The following is a 16,993-nucleotide window of genomic DNA, read 5'->3' on the forward strand; positions in this document are numbered from 1 at the left end:
TTTTCTTCCATTGTTTATTTTTATTATTTCCTTTGTTGTATTAAAAAACAAAAAAAATTATCCTCTCATTAAAATGAAAGAATAATTTCTAATACATTATTGCCATAGAATCTTAAATTTCGTACCACCTTTCATAAAAGGCAATAAAACTAAGTCCTCCGATATGATTTTCCCGATAACATTTACTTTCTCGTCAGCATGTAAACTACGTTTTGTTATTTGAATTTCTCCTTTATAACGCCCGTAGTTTACGTTATCTATTGTTATAGACCCTAATTCACGTTTGATCGTATTGAATGGCTCAAGCGATTCTGTGCCAATTAAACCATATTCACGGGATTCCATTGACCTGATACAATCTCTGGCTGAATCCCAGCGATTTGTGTGCACTGATTCTAAGGAATGTAGAATTTTTTCATCTGATATATTAGCATTAGCGCGTAACAACACATATCCATCGTTGCAGTATGACTGAAACTGTTCTAGTGATTTTTCACTTAATTCAAAATCACCTACTAATATTTTATCCATATTTTCATTTTCTTTTAAATCCAAAAAGGCTGAAAATGGAGTTTGATATCTATGTTCCTCTAAAGTAGGAAGCCCCTTATAAAGCGGTCCTCTAAGCTTTCCATCTCCAGGTATAAATGCCATTGTTTTTATCCCTTCCAATTTCAGCCATTGGTTTTTTTCTCTAAATTCTAAACGATCGAGTCCGGTTTCGGGGCGAGGGTAATAATTATGCCACGCTTCAACAGAATCAATATTTAAATCCAATGATTTTAATCGTGCTAAAGATTCCTTTGTTAAGGTGCTTGCATTTAAAGCTACCTTCATTTTTTTAGATAAATCAACAATATCCTTTTCGCTAATACCATAATCAACTCGTAAACCCGTTAATCCCCAATTAAGAAGCTCATGGGCGGAATCCCATGTGTAACCTAAATAATCCATGGACTTAGGAGAAATATCTGCAATAAGTTCCATACCCTTACTTTTCGCAATACTCCCCAGTTCTAATAATCTCTCTTTATAAACAGAAGGGTTATCTTCCGGGATATGTAAGGAAGTAAAAATAGACCGAAACCCTTTTTCATATAGTTTAAGAATATACTTTCTTTGACTATCTATAGGTTCAGAGAGATAAACGGAAAGACCCAACATTTTATACCATTCCTTTCATAGACAAAAAGGGAGGATTACTCCCCCCATTCATTGTTTTTAAATCTCATCTGCCATTTCTTCTTTGAATCCAAATAGGTAAGTAAATAAGAATCCAAATGCATATGCAATCAATAATCCTATTATATACAACAAGTATTTATTATCGACAATTAGCATCGTGAGGGAAATACCCGATACCCCAATACCACCAGCAGCTGTTTTCACCACTGCTTGGAATGCACCACCGACTGCGGCACCAAGACAAGCAGTAATGAAAGGTCGACCAAGCGGTAAAGTTACACCATATAACAACGGTTCGCCGATTCCAAGTATTCCCGCTGGAAGACCACCTTTAATGATGTTTTTCAATCTACGATTCTTTGTTTTAACAAAGATAGCAAGCGCTGCACCTACTTGACCTGCACCAGCCATTGCTAATACTGGTAAAAGTGCTGTACTTCCTGTCTTTTGAATTAATTCCATATGAATTGGTGTTAATCCCTGATGTAAACCAACCATAACAAGCGGTAGGAAGAAACCAGATAGTATGGCTCCCGCTACAACTCCGCCAAAATCTAAGATAGCGTTAATTGCACTAGTAATTCCGTCTGATATTACACCCGCTATAGGCATTACGACAAATAAAGATAAAATTGCTACAACCAGAATAGTAATAAGCGGTGTGAAAATAATATCGATTGAATTAGGCATAATCTTTCTTACTTGTTTTTCCACAAATGTCATAAGCCATGCTGCAAAAATAACTCCAATTAAACCTCCACGTCCTACTATTAAGGCATGACCAAAAATATGAATATCTGCTAATCCCGGATTGAATAGCAACATACCTGCAATAGCACCAAGAACCGGTGTACCGCCGAATTCTTTAGCTGTATTCCATCCTACTAGAACTGCTAAATAAGTAAAAATACAGCTACCAAGAAGTAAGAGAATTTGCATCCAAGTAGCAGTCGGATCTACCCCTGCATTTTTAGCAAAGTTAGCAATACCATTTACAATACCCGATGCTACTAGCCCTGGAATTAGCGGGATAAAGATGTTTCCTATTTTACGCAATAAATTTTTAACTGGAGTATTATTTTTTTTCTTAATGCTAGCCTTATTTATTTGCGCTCTTTCTTCAAGCGTCATGTCACTGGCAGCTGCTACTTCGCCAATTGCTAATCCTGTCATATTACTTAAAACATCCGATACTTTATTTACCGTTCCGGGTCCGACAACTATTTGTAAAGTCTCGTCTTCTATTACTCCCATAACCCCGTCTATCTTTTTCAGACCCTGAATATCGGCTTTACCCTCATTTTTAAGATCCAAACGAACACGTGTCATGCAGTAGGCGATCTTTCTTATGTTTTCCTTTCCTCCTACATGCTCTAAAATTCCTTCGGCAATTTGTTGTTCTTTCTTCATACTCTCTCCCCCTTGCTTATAAAGCTTTTCTTATAAATCCATTTGAGAGTTTTAATTTCTCTAATGCTTCCTTATAAGAACATTGAAGTAAAATCATGATAATCGCCGCTTTTACATTATGTTGTGCATCTTCAAAATACTTTTCAGCTGTATCATAATCAACATCCGCAGCCTGCATAATAATCCGCTTAGATCGCTCCACTAGCTTGTAATTGGTAGATTGGACATCCACCATTAAATTCTTATACACTTTCCCAATCCCTATCATTGACGCAGTGGAAATCATGTTTAAAATCAGCTTTTGCGCCGTTCCTGCTTTTAATCTAGTAGACCCGGTTAAAACCTCCGGACCTGTTTCCACTTCAATTTTTACATTTGCAAATTTACTAATTTCGGAGTTCTTATTACAGCTTATACTTACTGTATTTGCCCCCACATGACCAGCGTATTTAAGAGCTCCAATAACATATGGAGTACGTCCGCTCGCAGCAATTCCAATTACAGTATCTTTCTCTGAAACATGAATACTCTTTAAATCGCTTTCTCCTAAATCTTCATTATCCTCCGCACCTTCAACCGCTTCTGTAAACGCTTTCATGCCGCCGGCAATAAAACCTTGAACCATTTCAGATGGTGAACCGAATGTAGGTTTACATTCAACCGCATCTAAAATCCCTAGTCTGCCACTTGTACCAGCACCAATATAAATTAATCGACCTCCTTCTTGAAAAGACTGGATTACATTTTGAACGGCTTCTTCAATACTATGAAGTTCCATAGCAACTGCTTGAGGTACTGTTACGTCTTCCCGATTCATCGCTTCCAAAATTTCATGAATCGACATGACATCAAGATCCATGGTGCTACTGTTACGCTTTTCTGTTGTCAGTTTTTCAAGCATAAAACCATCCTTTAAAATTTTATTTCACACTTTTATTTTATAGCACCGAAATAAAATGTCAACGAAATTTTCATTTATCGTGAATCAAAATTTCATTTATCGGAAAATAAATGTAACTCCTTTGTATGAAGGGCTACCTTCTGAGACGAACAGCTTCTTCCCTCGCCATATGATAACGATTCACTAACTTCTCCCCAATACTATTAAATACACTCAAATATAATGTATCAATGATGTTTAATTGCGTCATCCGGGAGGCAATCGTTCCTATTCGAAAATCCTGTTCAACATTTGGAGTACATAAGCGAATATCAGCTTCTTTATAAAGCGGTGACTTATCAATGTTTGTAATGGCAATTAACGTTGCACCATTTTTCTTTGCAAATTGCGCAAGCTCTATTACGTCTTTCGTTTTTCCAGACATACTAATTGCTACAAAAATATCTCCCTTTGATAAGTAAGGAATCAACGTAATTAGATAATGAAAATCATGAGTCATAATCGAATGGAAACCAAGTCTTGTGAATTTATAATGGCCATCGAATGCAGCTGTAGCGGAACCTCCTACACCAAAAAAGATAATTTTATTTGCACCTTTGATGGATTCTACTGCTTTGTTTAATTCATTTTTATCTAAGGATGCTAATGTGGACTCAATAGCATGTTTATTTACATAGGTTACTTTATGAAACAAATCATATGGAGAGTCTTTTTTTTGTAAAATGGAGAAGTCTGTAATGTCTGTTTCGGACAAAGTTAAATCTTTCACTAGTTCTAGCTTAAAAGATTTAAAGCTTTTCATTCCAATTGATTTACAAAATCGTACTACACTTGCCTCACTTACTCCCGTTTTTTCAGATAGATCCTTTGTTGTCATATTAGGAACTAATTTTGCATTTTCTATAATAAATTTACCTATTTGTCTCTCTGCTTCCGTAAGTTGATTTAATTGATTCTCTATTTTCGTTAGCAATGAATTCATTGGTGCAACCCCCGTAATAAAACATTTTTCATAAGAAAAGCGCAAGCGCCTTGCTCATCGGCGTACGGATTTCGTAGTCTTCGACTGAGATAAAGGAAACACAGTGAGGTAGTTCACGAACTGATGTTGACTTATCGTAGGGAGGAGACGGAGAAATCCGCTAGCCGATAGGCGCTGGTGAAATTTGAAGTGCCAATTTCACTTGGAGCTAGACAAGATTAAACTTCTTAAATTATTTAGATGTTGAAAATTTTATACTTTCTTATCCTTAAAAAATACCCACTAAAGTAGATCAAATGGTTCGTCCGATTTGATTACTCTAGTGGGATTATATCATTTACTCTATATTATTATCGATAACTTTGTTCTTTTATCCGCATCTCCCGAACTGCATCACGAATTCTTTCCACCGCAAGCTTTAAACGTTCTCTCGGACAGGCAATGTTCATGCGGAGAAAGGATTCTCCGCTTTTTCCGAATTTGTAGCCCTCATCAAATTTAACTTTAGCTTCTTTTAAAAAGTATTGGAATAATTGTTCACCTTTAAGTCCTAATTTCGAGCAGTCCATCCATATGAGATGGGTAGCTTCTGGATGAATAAGCGATATTTCCGGGATATTGGTCTTGAAATACTCTTCGACAAACGTTAAATTCCCTTCTAAATATCTTAATAGGTCTTCCAGCCAATATTCACAGGATGTGTATGCTGCGACAGTTGCTTCTACTCCAAACACATTCGGCCTCATCATTCCAAATTGAAAAAGTTTCTTTTGATATTGTTCCCTTAATTTGTCGTTAGGGATCATGATGATAGATGTTTGTAATCCAGCGATATTAAAGGTTTTACTAGGAGCTGCACATAGAATGCTCCGGTTTTGAATATCAGGATTCACGCTAAATAAGGGCAAATGGCGGTTTCCTTTATAGACAAGATCTCCGTGCATTTCATCCGAGATAATCCAGACATCATGTTTTAAACAGATTTCTGCTATCTTTTTTAATTCTTCTTCGGTCCATACTCGTCCTACCGGATTGTGCGGACTGCATAAAATCATTGCCTTTGCCAATGGATCACTTGCTTTTTCTTCGAGATCAGCAAAATCAATTTCATAATGCCCATCCACAAACAGAAGTGAATTTGTAACGATTTCACATTGGTGGTTTTCAATACTGCTATAGAAAGGATAGTATACCGGCTCCTGGACGATTACTTTATCTCCGGGCTTCGTTAATACTTGAAGAAGCAGATTCATTCCGGGTATAATTCCCGGGCTGAAACAAATCCAGTCCCTTTCAATTTGCAATTGAAATCGCTTTTTCCACCACTTTATGATAGATGTATAATAATTTTCACAAAAAGTTGTATATCCGTAAATCCCGTGTTTTGCTTTCTTTTCCATGGCTTCAATAATTTCCGGGGCCACCTGAAAATCCATATCTGCAATACACATTGGAATTACTTCATCATCTGCCATTGACCATTTTACTGAATGTGTATTCGTTCTCTCGATGCAATCATTCCAATTCACACCTGTTCCTCCTATACTTTGTCTTCATTACCTCTACTTTAATATAGTTGTGTGAATTTTGAAACCTCTCAATGAACTAATTTAAAAATATTTAATTACTTGAATGCCGATGAGTTTTTTTCTTTTTTGTTAGTCCCTATCATCTAACGGAAGCACATCATATACACTTCCTTTTTGTTGTGCCGGAATTCGGAAGCCCTAAGTCTAGCAATAACCGACAAATGGTTGATTCCGAAGAAATCTGTAAGAATTCCCTCGCCTCTTTATTGGTAATGGTCGGTTGGAATAATAGATAAAAGTCTTTTAATGTTTCTGTAAGTGCAATTTGGGAAATGTGGCCACATTGCGGACAATTCCATTTCCTTCTTGTTTTCTCAATCGGTAAATGAAAACATTGTGGACAATGGACACCCGTTTGCTTCCAAAATAAATAATTCAGGCAGTTCGAGAATTAATTCAGTCACTAGTAAAAACCCACTTTAATTGTTGGCTCTCTTACCGTTTATTTTGTGTACACATAAGGCAAAAACAAGAGTGACTCGAACTAGGAGTCACTCTTGTCTCAATTATTATTCAAGCATTTGAATTCCAGCATTTATTTCTTCATAAATCTCTTCAACTATAGAATAATCCATAGCCTCGATATAATATTTTTCCAGTTCATCGTGGAGGGCCTTTGCTTGTGCTAAATAAGCAGTACCTTCTTTCATTTTATCTTTATATCGTTTATGCACATCTTTTATTTCTATCGCGTATTTTTCGTCCGTTCCCGGGGTTACTGCTGCTAAATATAAATCAACAATTTCATCCCCTTCGCGATCTGGGAAATACTCATGAGGGTCTGTACTGTCAAAGATAGCAACTCCTAATTCTCTTATAATCACCATGTCTAAACTGTGAGGATCAAATCCACAGTGGTAGATTTCCGTATCGAACCCTCTTTCTTCCGAAACCGCAGCGATTTTTTTCAATAGAGTTGATTTTCCTGTTCCAGCACGACCTTTAATAAAATATCTCTTCGTTAAACCTTCCGTTAAATTTGCAATAAAATCTACAGCCCCTTTTGGTGTCGCTGCTCCTAGGAAGCGATCGCGAACAATGGCTTCTTTATCTCCTATATGGTCTGAAAAAATTTTATCGACTAGTTCCATAGTTAACTGATTTGCTTTTTCAAAATTCATTTCTTTAATATAAATTTCCTCTAAATCATCGTGTTCCCGCAATCCTTGTGAAAATGAATCATAAGCGGATTGGAATTTACCGCTAATTTCCTTTTGAATGTCTACAATTTCCTCTTTGTGTTGCATAAGATAAGCGCTATTCCACGCACGACCTAAATTAATGTATTCCTCTATCGCTCCTGGAGCTAATGGTTCAATGACATGGGGTGCTGTTCCATCGACAACTCCCACTTTCAACGATGGAATAATGACACCATCAATCGAATTATTATCGGATGAACAATGAATTAACTCTATGGAATACCCCTTTTCTCCCCACTCTGCTGCAAGTCTTTTCATTAAGCTGGATTTTCCTGTTCCGGGTCCGCCTTTAAGAATATAGAGACGATCAAGGCCTTTTAAATTCGAATCGAATAAATTATAAAATCCTCTGCCGGTATTTCCGCCTGCATAATAATTTAGAACCTTTCCTGTCATACCTTTACACTCCTCTTACAGTAATCGGATTAAAATCAGAAATAACTACACATTAGCCTATGCAACTTTGAAAAATTGGTTACTTAGCCCAATACTGTATTAGATTCATTGATAGTACAATGTTTATTGGCCTATACTATAGGTGGAAGATTTATAGGGGGAAAAAGAAAGTGAACACAAAAAAGAAAAAGATGCTCTATTTTTCGATTGTTATAGTCGCCTTTGCGCTATTCATATTTTTATTTATCAAACCGGATACAACGAAATCTCAGCATAATACTCAATCGACACCAACCCTGTTTGTGCATGGTTTTAAGGGTGGCCCAAGATCCTTTAATTTCATGCTTGAGCGATTTCAGAATCAGTACCATTGGGGCAAGAAGACGATGGTTTGTGAGGTGGATAAAAATGGTCATCTCCATATTTACGGTGGAATACCTACCTATTCCAAAAACCCTTTTATCCAAGTTGTGTTTAAAAATAATCGTGCCAGCATTCAGGATACGACCAATTGGTTAAAGGAAATTATGACCGTCTTGAATCAAAGGTATAATGTAAAGGAAATCTATGTGGTTGGGCATTCCATGGGTGGACTTGTTTTAACTAATTTCATTGAGCAGTCTAATGGGCAATATCCGGAAGTGCAAAAGCTTATTACCATAGGCAGCCCTTTTAAGGGGATTCAAAAAGAAACTTACTATCAAAATGTCCATAATACAGGTCCTGCTATTTTCGATTTGAAGTCCCATTCACCATTTCTCCAATCTCTTGTTTCCAATAGGAATACTTTTAACCGACATATTCAGGTTCTATCCATTGCAGGGGTAGCAAAAGATCCTGAAGATGGGGATGGTGTTGTTTCTTTAAATAGTGCACTAGGACTTCAAGATATAGTTCCAAATAGCAATTTTCACAAAAAAATCATCTACGATCCTCATGCAACGCATAGCGGCTTACATGAACACCCGATAGTGGATCAATATATTGGGGAGTTTTTGTGGGGATATTAAGAAATACGGAAGCGCCTTGCCCATCGGCGCACGGATTTCGTAGTCGCTCACCTCGAGATAAAGGAAACACAGTGAGGTAGTGCCCCACTTTTATACACTTATCTTCCAAAAAAATAAGCGGAGACAATTCCCCGCTTATTGTTACTTTTCTAGTTCGTCCAATTGTTTATTAAGCTTGCTTAATTCCTTTTCAATATCTTCCAGTTGCTTTTCTAATGGAGATAGATTTCCTTTCACAAACTCCAGCTTTTCTAAATCATGTTGCAGCCTTACATAGTCTGCCTTTAGATCTTCTATCTTATATTCAAGTTCTTTTCGATTCACTTTTTTACACCTCAAATAAAATCATTTAAATTTTTCCACGCATATGCCACTTCTAGTATACCAGTATCTCCTATCAATTGCTCTCCAATAACCTCGCCGCCATGACGCTCATAAAATTTTCTAGATTCATTGTCTTTAATAACCCATGCCATTACAGAGTGGATATTATGGTTTGATAGATGCTCTATTACTTTTTTAAAAAGCAACGTACCGATTCCTTTTTTCTGAAACGATTCCAAAATATAAAGAGTGTATAATTCCCCCTCGATTTGGAAATTGTTTGTTCGTTCGACACCGCATTCAGCAAATGCAACGATTTCCCCTTCCTCCGTTTCCGCTAAATAGCATTGGTATTTTTCATTCCTATTCTCAAGACGCGGTCTCCAGTTGCTTAACACTTTTTCATATGTTCGATTTGTTAGAGTTTCTTCTGAAAATATACCGGAATAGGTTGTCTTCCAGCTTTCATAATGAACCCTTGCCAACCCCTTTATATCTTCTATTGTTCCAATCCTAATTTTCATCCCCCAAACCCCATTTCCAAATGATTAATTACCAGAATTATAGCATTAGAAAATTGATGCTAAAATCAAAAAACAGCCTATCTAAATAAGATAAGCTGTTTCCACTAACTTTATTGCCTATTTCCCTGCTGATGGGTTTTATAATTAAGCTTCTACCGCCTGTTGTTTTGGTTCATGAAATACATTCGTATCAATTTCTTTCGTTATCTTACCAGTTAAAACTCCTGCTGTCATACTGCCGCTTACATTCAATGCAGTACGGCCCATATCAATTAATGGTTCAACAGAAATAAGTAAACCGACAATCGCGATTGGCAGATTTAAAGTTGACAATACAATTAAGGCAGCAAATGTTGCACCACCGCCAACACCTGCAACACCAAACGAGCTAATAGCCACTGTTAATATCAGTGTAATAATAAAGGTTGGAGATGTTGGATCAATTCCTGCAGCCGGTGCTACCATAACGGCTAACATCGCTGGGTAAATTCCCGCACAGCCATTTTGACCGATGGATAATCCAAAAGAAGCAGCAAAGTTGGCAATGCCTTCTGAAACTCCAAAATCCTCTGTTTGTGTTTTGATATTTAATGGCAATGTCCCTGCGCTTGTTCTGGATGTAAAGGCAAAGGATAAAGTTGGCAATGCCTTGCGTACATATTGAACAGGGCTCAGTTTTGCAAGTGATATTAGAATTAAATGAATAATAAACATAATAATTAATGCCACATAAGAAGCAATAACAAACTTTCCAAGTTTTACAATAGCACCATAATCACTTGTTGCAGCTACTTTTGTAATTAGAGCTAAAATTCCATACGGTGTAAGGCGGAGAACAAGAGAAACCACCCTCATAACAATGGCGTATAACGTATCTATAATCTTTGCAAAAAATTCACCTTGCTCAGGATTTTTTCGTTTAACCCCAAGATAAGCAATCCCTACAATAGCTGAGAAAATAACAACAGCAATCGTAGAAGTTGGGCGAGATCCTGTTAAATCTTGGAATGGATTGCTTGGGAATAACTGAAGTATTTGCTGTGGTATCGTAGCATCTTTTACCGTACCAACTGTTTGTGCTAATTCTGCGTTTCGGGCTTTTTCCATATCCCCTTGAACTAAATGCACACCGTCAAGATGGAAGCTTAAAGCAGATCCAATCCCAATAGCCGCAGCAATTGCTGTAGTTCCTAGTAAAATACCAATAACTAAGAAGCTAATTTTCCCGATATTTTTAGTCAGATTTAGCTTAGTAAATGCCCCTACAATAGAAATAAACACTAAAGGCATAACAATCATTTGCAATAATTTCACATATCCACTACCAACAATACTAAACCAATCAATAGTATGTGTAGTAATGGATGAGGCAGTACCGTAGATGATATGTATTAACAAGCCAAATACGATACCTAACCCAAGACCAGTAAAGACACGCTTTGAAAAAGAAACATGCTTTTTCTGCATCACAGCCAAACCGACAATGAGTAAAAGCAAAACAACTATATTAATAATAATAAGTAACGAGTTCACTGTTTTTCCCCCTAAAAATTAATAAGAAATACAAGTTCATACTATAATATAATTAATCCAATCAGTCAAGTCGGATTAACACTTTATTATATGAATGCGGATTTCAGATAATGATTAAATATAAAAAGAAAAAAATCAGCCCTCAAGACTGATTTATCCCATCCTTAATAAATAACCTTCCAATTATGATTAACCGTTGCTTTGACTCTCTTTTTCTCTAAAATATAGTTTGCAATAAATTCCGATACATCCGTCGGAATATCTTTTATCACCGGCTTGTTTTTATACATGAAGTAATCTCCGCCGCCACCAGCGCGATAATTATTCATCACCACGTCATATTCCTGCTCGAAACGAACTGGCTGTCCCTTATATTCCAATTTGACAATCCTTTCGCCAATTGGCTTTGAAATATCAATCAAATAGTCAATACCTTCCCACATATCATAATTATAGTGCTGCGGTTTTGGTGTTGAAAAGGCAGGATTCACTTCTATTTCCCCACCTTCATATTGTTTAAAATAGGAAGCGGACCTTTCTAATGCATCTTTCATATCTTGTCCAGTTATTCGGATAACCTTTAAGGTATTCGGATAAATATAATTGGATACAACATCTCTCATCGTCACATTTTCTGGAAATCCTGGTGATATATTATCAAATAAAGCAGTATTAGAAATATCTACTCCAGCTACTTCCATCTGAACACGATTAATAAACTCGATCAATGCATTATCCTTTGTTCTAATTTCCATCGGGTTCCGTACGAGCATATCCCCTTCAATTTTTCCAATTGGCTGATCCAACCATTCCTGTGTATCGTTTTCATATTCCATTACCTTTTCTAGTAGAGCCTTATCAGCTTCTACATCTGCTACGGATAGTAATTCGGAAGACTTCCCAACACAATTCCATCCGTTTTCATCTTTTTCTAACTTTAATGTTACCTTTCCTAGAGCAATTCCATTGTTGCCTGGCTGAACAACGATAACACCGTTAATCATATTCCCGGCAATCTGACGGTGTTGATGCCCGGTTAAAAGAACATCGATTCCTTCTACCTCCATACAAAGCTGGTACCCTTGATTTTCTCCAGTCAATGTTTCAGTCGGTTCTCCGGTCTCTAAATCACATTCAAAGCCGCCATGATAAGCAACCACAACAATATCTACCTTTTCTTCCGTTTTTAATAGGCTAACCCATTTCTTTGCTGTCACAACAGCATCCTCGAACTCCATTCCTTCAATATGCTGCGGCTGCTCCCAATTTGGGATATAAGGAGTCGTGAGGCCCAAAATACCAACTCGCAAGTTTGAATCTAATTCTTTAATGATATAAGGCTTTCCAAAGTATGGTTCTCCGGTCTCCTTACTTATAATATTCGCTGAAAGCCATGGAAAACTAGATTCATTCACTGCCGATGCTAACAGCTCTTTTCCGTAATTAAACTCATGATTTCCGAAAACCGCAGCATCATAGTTCAGTTCATTGGCTAAAATAATCATCGGATTTGGGCGTTCAGATTGGATCCGTGCATAGTGGTACGTCAGAGGTGTTCCCTGAATGAGGTCGCCATTTTCTACTAATAATACATGTGCATGCTTTGCCTTTTCCTTTTTTATTAAAGTTGCTACCTTTCCAAGTCCAACATCAAAGGGTTTATTATTTCCGTAATTGATAGGAAATATATTTCCATGAACATCACTCGTTTCAAGGATGACCAGTTCCATTTTATCCATTATAAAATTCCTTTCTAGACGAACTATTCTATAAACTATTCTAACCTATATTTTACACAAACCACTTTCAAACTACCATCAAAATTGAAGATAGATACTGAAAAACCTATTTCAGTATAAAGAATATTTACACGGTTTTAACAAGCTTTTAAACCTTTATTAATACCCTCTTAATAATTGTCAAATACCTTCAAAATATTTTACCAGAATGCAAATTTTTTGTTTATTTTCACAGAAAAATATTATATGCTTATTTCGTGTTCTAAAAAATATAAACACGGGGGTAAAAGTATGCTTAAAAAGTTTGCTGTATTATTGTTAGCGCTCTCTCTTGCTGCTGTTGCATTGGCTGGATGTGGAAGCTCCAATAAAGCAAAAGATGGAAATGGTGATTTAAAAGAATTAAGAATCGGTTTCGTACCGTCTCAAAATGCTGAAACATTGGAAGCAAGAGCGAAGCCTTTAGAAGGATTACTAAAAAAAGAACTTGGTATTAAAGTTAAAGTTACTGTAACAACTGACTATAACGCTGTTGTGGAAGCAATGAAATCTAAACAACTAGAAATCGGTTTCTTACCACCAACAGATTACGTTCTTGCACATAAACAAAAAGCTGCAAATGTACTTCTTCAAGCGCAACGCTACGGTGTTGACCCTGAAACTGGTAAACAAACTAGCGATCTAGTTGATTACTATTATTCTGGTGTTCTTGTAAGAAATGATTCTGGCATTAAAACCGTAGATGATTTAAAAGGTAAGAAAATCGGCTATCAAGCACCTACATCATCAGCTGGTTTTGTATGGCCTGCAGTATACTTAAAAGAGCATGGCATTGATGCTCTAAAAGATGTTACACCTGTTACACTTCAAGGACATGACAAAGGCGTTATGGGTGTTATGGATAAAAGCATTGATGCGGCAGCAGTATTCGTAGATGCTCGTAATATCGTTGCAAAAGAATATCCTAACATTTATAAAGATACACATTATCTATTCTTAACAGAAAAAATCCCTAATGATACCATTAGTATTCGTCCTGATATTTCAAAAGATTGGGCAGATAAAATTGCTAATGCATTCATTAAAATCGGTAAAGATTCAGAAGGTAAGAAAATCATTGAATCTATCTACACACATGAAGGTTATGTAAAATCTAAGGATTCTAACTTTGATACAGTGCGTAAATATCAAGAACAAGTAGATAAGATTGGTAAGTAAATAATTCTGTAGAAAGCACCGCAAAATAGCGGTGCTTTCATTTTTATATAATCTAAAAGAGGAATGGAGAACCTTGAGATTCTCCATTCCTCTTTTAATTTAGACAATTCTTTTTCGAATCTGTGCCGAAATAATATCTATAATCGTAACCATAATAATGATTCCGTATAAAATAATACCAACACGGCTCCATGAATGTCCATTTAAAGCAAAGACTAACGGAGCACCGATTCCCCCCGCACCTACGATACCAAGAATGGTCGCAGAACGGACGCTAATTTCAAAGCGATACAGAGTATAGGATAAAAACGCCGGCATTACTTCCGGTATAATGGCAAACCACAATGTTTGAAGTTTATTTGCTCCAGAAGCAATTAATGCTTCTCTAGCGCTAAATTCCGTATTTTCAATAGATTCTCCAAAGAGTTTCCCCAGCATTCCTATGGAGTGAAATCCTAAAGCAAGAATCCCAGCAAATGGTCCTAAACCAACAGCTTTAATAAAGATTAACGCCATGATGAGCTCCGGAAATACTCGAATACAACTTAGAACAAATTTACCAACGCTCGAAATAGCACGATTCTTACTCATATTACGTGCACCCCAGAATGCAAATGGTACACATAATACTGCCGAAATGAACGTTCCCAAAACGGCAATTGCTAATGTTTCAAGTAAGGATCTTAATAAGTCCTCACCTTCTGGATCATATACATATCCCCAATCCGGATGTGCAAAACCATTTAGTATACCTTTAATAGCTTGTTTGGCAGAATCCTTAATTTCTAAATGCGGTGCACCCCAAAATGCCCATACATAAATGGCTACCACTATCGCAAGAATAACCCATTTCATCAAACGTTTTCTTAATGGCTTTTTTATTGTTATTTGGTTCATAGCAACTTCTCCCGTATCTTATTACTAACGGCATCCACAATGACAACCACAACCAATGTGTAAATAATGATTGTAAGTACACGATCGTATTGGAAGAAACCTAACGCAGTATTAAGTACTAGTCCAACACCACCCGCACCTACATATCCCAAAATAGCTGCTGCTCGAATATTGATTTCAAAGCTATATAAGAAAAAGGACATATAATGCGCGGTAACTTGCGGAATAACACCAAAGAATATCCACTGAATCTTATTTGCACCTACGGCTGTCATCGCTTCAAGCGGACCAGGGTCAATCGCTTCAATCGCTTCATAGAAAAGCTTTGCAATTATTCCAAAAGAGAATACAGCGATTGCGAAAATACCTGGTAGTTCCCCAATTCCAAACACAGGTACAAAGAGTGCGGCCAATAAAAGCTCTGGAATCGTACGAATTAAGTTCATTATGAATCTAAAAATTTGGTATACTACTGGAATTTTCACCACATTACTAGAAGATAAAAGTGCAAACGGAATAGCAACAATTCCTCCTAAAGTTGTTCCTAATACTGCCATCCTAATCGTTTCAAGCATTTGATCTGTAATGGAGCCGAAATAACTCCAATCCGGCGGGAACATTTCTTTTATCAGCTCAATAATATTAGGAAACCCCTGCCAAAGAGTAGTAAAAGAGATACCTGTATTAATAATACTCGCCCAAATAATTGCAATAATTAAAACTATCGTTAAGAGAGGTTTGATTTTTGTTTTCTTCGGTTTTACTGTTTCCATTATTCCGTCTCTCCTAACAGCTCGTCCTTCTTGATTTCACGTCCGTAAATTTGAGAGAAAACTTCATCTGTAGCCTCTTCAACAGGACCGTCGTATACAACCTCTCCTGCACGAATACCAATGATTCTAGTAGCATATTGTCTAGCTAAATCCACAAAGTGAAGATTGACAATCGTTGTAATTCCAAGCTCCTGGTTAATCCTCTTTAAATCATCCATTACTTGTCTTGTTGTAAATGGGTCAAGGGACGCTACCGGCTCGTCGGCAAGAATGATTTTTGCCTCCTGTGCTAAAGCACGAGCGATGGATACACGCTGCTGTTGCCCACCCGACAACTCATCGGCACGTGAATACGCTTTCTCTTGAATATTTACACGCCCTAAAGCATTTAACGCTAATTCAACATCCTGCTTTGGAAATAATCCAAGCAATGTACGAATAGTGGAATGATAAGCTACCCTTCCAGATAAAACATTCCGAATAACGCTTGAACGTTTAACAAGGTTAAAATTCTGGAATATCATACCAATGTCCCTACGAATATGACGAAGCGATTTTCCTTTAGCTGCAGTGATAGATTTACCATCAATCATTATTTCGCCTTCTGAAATCTCATGAAGTCTATTAATAGAACGAAGAAGCGTAGACTTACCAGCACCAGAAAGTCCTACAATAACAACAAAATCTCCCTTATTTATTTTAAGGTTTACATTTTTAAGGCCCTTTGTCCCATTCGGATATACCTTTGAAACATTTTTAAATTCTATCATTTCCTCTTGATTTCCCCTTCTCTTAAAGTTATTGTTTGACCGTGATGGGCAGTAAACCCCCACTAAGCATGTTGCTACGGTGGGGGTGTCATCCCAATTTTTTATCTATTTTAATGGAAGCTAAAGAAAAAAATACAAAAAACAACAATTTACAACATTAAATTTACTAAAGAACTCTAGTAAACTCAAGTTAAGATTTTATTTAATTTCAATTTTGTGACGAAAATGTTTCTAAATTTATTATATAATAAAACTCTTAAATATACTTAGTTTATTAAATAGTATGGTATGTAATTTTTCCCATATGTAAAATAATGAAAGGCTGGCATACGCCAGCCTTATTTTTTACCAGATTCATTTCCCTTTTGGATTCTTTTATGAGTATTAAATTCAACTAATTCATCGCTCATAACATTTTGTGATTTTACATTATTGTTTCGCTGTGCATTCGCATTTCCGTGTTTTGTTCTTCCCACAACCTTCACCCCTCTTTTTCATCGGCTTCATTTTGTAGTTTGATGAAAATACAAATTATTATAC

16 protein-coding genes are annotated in these 16,993 nt (G+C 36.6%); 2 read left to right on the top strand and 14 right to left on the bottom strand.

Going from position 1 to position 16,993, the window contains the following annotated elements:
• Positions 1-96 precede the first annotated feature (96 nt).
• From NSQ59_RS26215 to NSQ59_RS26240, 6 genes are all read right to left on the bottom strand, one after another.
• Entirely contained in the window at positions 97-1,164 is a 1,068-nt protein-coding gene (locus tag NSQ59_RS26215; protein WP_340833052.1) for a DUF871 domain-containing protein, read from the bottom strand.
• 57 nt (positions 1,165-1,221) lie between these two features.
• Positions 1,222-2,595, bottom strand: a complete 1,374-nt coding sequence (locus tag NSQ59_RS26220; protein ID WP_126647192.1) for a PTS transporter subunit EIIC — start codon at positions 2,593-2,595, stop codon at positions 1,222-1,224.
• A gap of 16 nt (positions 2,596-2,611) precedes the next feature.
• Positions 2,612-3,496 carry an N-acetylmuramic acid 6-phosphate etherase gene (murQ, locus tag NSQ59_RS26225; RefSeq protein ID WP_055741483.1) on the bottom strand — a complete coding sequence of 295 codons (885 nt, stop codon included), beginning with the start codon at positions 3,494-3,496 and terminating at the stop codon, positions 2,612-2,614.
• A gap of 133 nt (positions 3,497-3,629) precedes the next feature.
• Positions 3,630-4,478, bottom strand: coding sequence for a MurR/RpiR family transcriptional regulator (locus NSQ59_RS26230; protein ID WP_055741484.1), 849 nt, complete (start codon positions 4,476-4,478; stop codon positions 3,630-3,632).
• Positions 4,479-4,828: 350 nt separating this feature from the next.
• Positions 4,829-6,007 carry a MalY/PatB family protein gene (locus NSQ59_RS26235; RefSeq protein ID WP_340833055.1) on the bottom strand — a complete coding sequence of 393 codons (1,179 nt, stop codon included), beginning with the start codon at positions 6,005-6,007 and terminating at the stop codon, positions 4,829-4,831.
• 569 nt (positions 6,008-6,576) lie between these two features.
• Positions 6,577-7,665 carry a PRK06851 family protein gene (locus tag NSQ59_RS26240; RefSeq protein ID WP_055741486.1) on the bottom strand — a complete coding sequence of 363 codons (1,089 nt, stop codon included), beginning with the start codon at positions 7,663-7,665 and terminating at the stop codon, positions 6,577-6,579.
• 170 nt (positions 7,666-7,835) lie between these two features.
• Here NSQ59_RS26240 and NSQ59_RS26245 point away from each other — a divergent pair, with 170 nt between their 5' ends.
• On the top strand, positions 7,836-8,675 hold the full coding sequence (locus NSQ59_RS26245) for an alpha/beta fold hydrolase (protein WP_161809296.1): 840 nt from the start codon (positions 7,836-7,838) through the stop codon (positions 8,673-8,675).
• A gap of 141 nt (positions 8,676-8,816) precedes the next feature.
• Here the strand turns inward: NSQ59_RS26245 and NSQ59_RS26250 are convergent, their stop codons facing one another.
• The 4 genes from NSQ59_RS26250 to NSQ59_RS26265 form a co-directional block, all read right to left on the bottom strand.
• Entirely contained in the window at positions 8,817-8,999 is a 183-nt protein-coding gene (locus NSQ59_RS26250) for an SE1832 family protein (protein WP_055741487.1), read from the bottom strand.
• Between the two features lie 11 nt (positions 9,000-9,010).
• Complete coding sequence (locus tag NSQ59_RS26255; protein WP_340833056.1) at positions 9,011-9,523, bottom strand: GNAT family N-acetyltransferase; 513 nt, start codon at positions 9,521-9,523, stop codon at positions 9,011-9,013.
• 144 nt (positions 9,524-9,667) lie between these two features.
• Positions 9,668-11,056, bottom strand: coding sequence for an L-cystine transporter (locus NSQ59_RS26260; RefSeq protein ID WP_055741489.1), 1,389 nt, complete (start codon positions 11,054-11,056; stop codon positions 9,668-9,670).
• Positions 11,057-11,220: 164 nt separating this feature from the next.
• Complete coding sequence (locus tag NSQ59_RS26265; RefSeq protein ID WP_083489477.1) at positions 11,221-12,795, bottom strand: bifunctional metallophosphatase/5'-nucleotidase; 1,575 nt, start codon at positions 12,793-12,795, stop codon at positions 11,221-11,223.
• Positions 12,796-13,086: 291 nt separating this feature from the next.
• On the opposite strand from NSQ59_RS26265, the gene NSQ59_RS26270 reads away from it, so the two are divergent.
• Positions 13,087-14,013, top strand: coding sequence for a phosphate/phosphite/phosphonate ABC transporter substrate-binding protein (locus NSQ59_RS26270; RefSeq protein ID WP_055741491.1), 927 nt, complete (start codon positions 13,087-13,089; stop codon positions 14,011-14,013).
• 99 nt (positions 14,014-14,112) lie between these two features.
• Here NSQ59_RS26270 and phnE (NSQ59_RS26275) read toward each other — a convergent pair whose 3' ends face one another.
• The 4 genes from phnE (NSQ59_RS26275) to NSQ59_RS26290 form a co-directional block, all read right to left on the bottom strand.
• The gene (gene phnE, locus NSQ59_RS26275) at positions 14,113-14,910 is read right to left on the bottom strand and encodes a phosphonate ABC transporter, permease protein PhnE (RefSeq protein ID WP_055741492.1); all 798 of its coding nucleotides are present in this window, start codon (positions 14,908-14,910) and stop codon (positions 14,113-14,115) included.
• The gene (gene phnE, locus NSQ59_RS26280) at positions 14,907-15,683 is read right to left on the bottom strand and encodes a phosphonate ABC transporter, permease protein PhnE (protein WP_055741493.1); all 777 of its coding nucleotides are present in this window, start codon (positions 15,681-15,683) and stop codon (positions 14,907-14,909) included. The genes phnE (NSQ59_RS26275) and phnE (NSQ59_RS26280) overlap by 4 nt, the downstream gene beginning before the upstream one ends.
• Positions 15,683-16,453: a phosphonate ABC transporter ATP-binding protein gene (gene phnC, locus NSQ59_RS26285; RefSeq protein ID WP_055741494.1), complete on the bottom strand. Its 771-nt coding sequence runs from the start codon at positions 16,451-16,453 to the stop codon at positions 15,683-15,685. The genes phnE (NSQ59_RS26280) and phnC overlap by 1 nt, the downstream gene beginning before the upstream one ends.
• A gap of 338 nt (positions 16,454-16,791) precedes the next feature.
• Positions 16,792-16,929: a hypothetical protein gene (locus NSQ59_RS26290; protein WP_163258634.1), complete on the bottom strand. Its 138-nt coding sequence runs from the start codon at positions 16,927-16,929 to the stop codon at positions 16,792-16,794.
• Positions 16,930-16,993: the final 64 nt, after the last annotated feature.

The organism is Margalitia sp. FSL K6-0131, assembly GCF_038008735.1.
Classification (GTDB): Bacteria; Bacillota; Bacilli; order Bacillales; family Bacillaceae_C; genus Margalitia; species Margalitia shackletonii.

What these genes read in the sequence shown, in the direction of transcription:
- NSQ59_RS26215 (WP_340833052.1), bottom strand. Translation starts at nt 1,164, where the DNA reads ATGTTGGGTCTTTCCGTTTATCTCTCTGAACCTATAGATAGTCAAAGA.
- NSQ59_RS26220 (WP_126647192.1), bottom strand. Translation starts at nt 2,595, where the DNA reads ATGAAGAAAGAACAACAAATTGCCGAAGGAATTTTAGAGCATGTAGGA.
- murQ (WP_055741483.1), bottom strand. Translation starts at nt 3,496, where the DNA reads ATGCTTGAAAAACTGACAACAGAAAAGCGTAACAGTAGCACCATGGAT.
- NSQ59_RS26230 (WP_055741484.1), bottom strand. Translation starts at nt 4,478, where the DNA reads ATGAATTCATTGCTAACGAAAATAGAGAATCAATTAAATCAACTTACG.
- NSQ59_RS26240 (WP_055741486.1), bottom strand. Translation starts at nt 7,665, where the DNA reads ATGACAGGAAAGGTTCTAAATTATTATGCAGGCGGAAATACCGGCAGA.
- NSQ59_RS26255 (WP_340833056.1), bottom strand. Translation starts at nt 9,523, where the DNA reads ATGAAAATTAGGATTGGAACAATAGAAGATATAAAGGGGTTGGCAAGG.
- NSQ59_RS26265 (WP_083489477.1), bottom strand. Translation starts at nt 12,795, where the DNA reads ATGGATAAAATGGAACTGGTCATCCTTGAAACGAGTGATGTTCATGGA.
- NSQ59_RS26270 (WP_055741491.1), top strand. Translation starts at nt 13,087, where the DNA reads ATGCTTAAAAAGTTTGCTGTATTATTGTTAGCGCTCTCTCTTGCTGCT.
- phnE (WP_055741492.1), bottom strand. Translation starts at nt 14,910, where the DNA reads ATGAACCAAATAACAATAAAAAAGCCATTAAGAAAACGTTTGATGAAA.
- phnE (WP_055741493.1), bottom strand. Translation starts at nt 15,683, where the DNA reads ATGGAAACAGTAAAACCGAAGAAAACAAAAATCAAACCTCTCTTAACG.
- phnC (WP_055741494.1), bottom strand. Translation starts at nt 16,453, where the DNA reads ATGATAGAATTTAAAAATGTTTCAAAGGTATATCCGAATGGGACAAAG.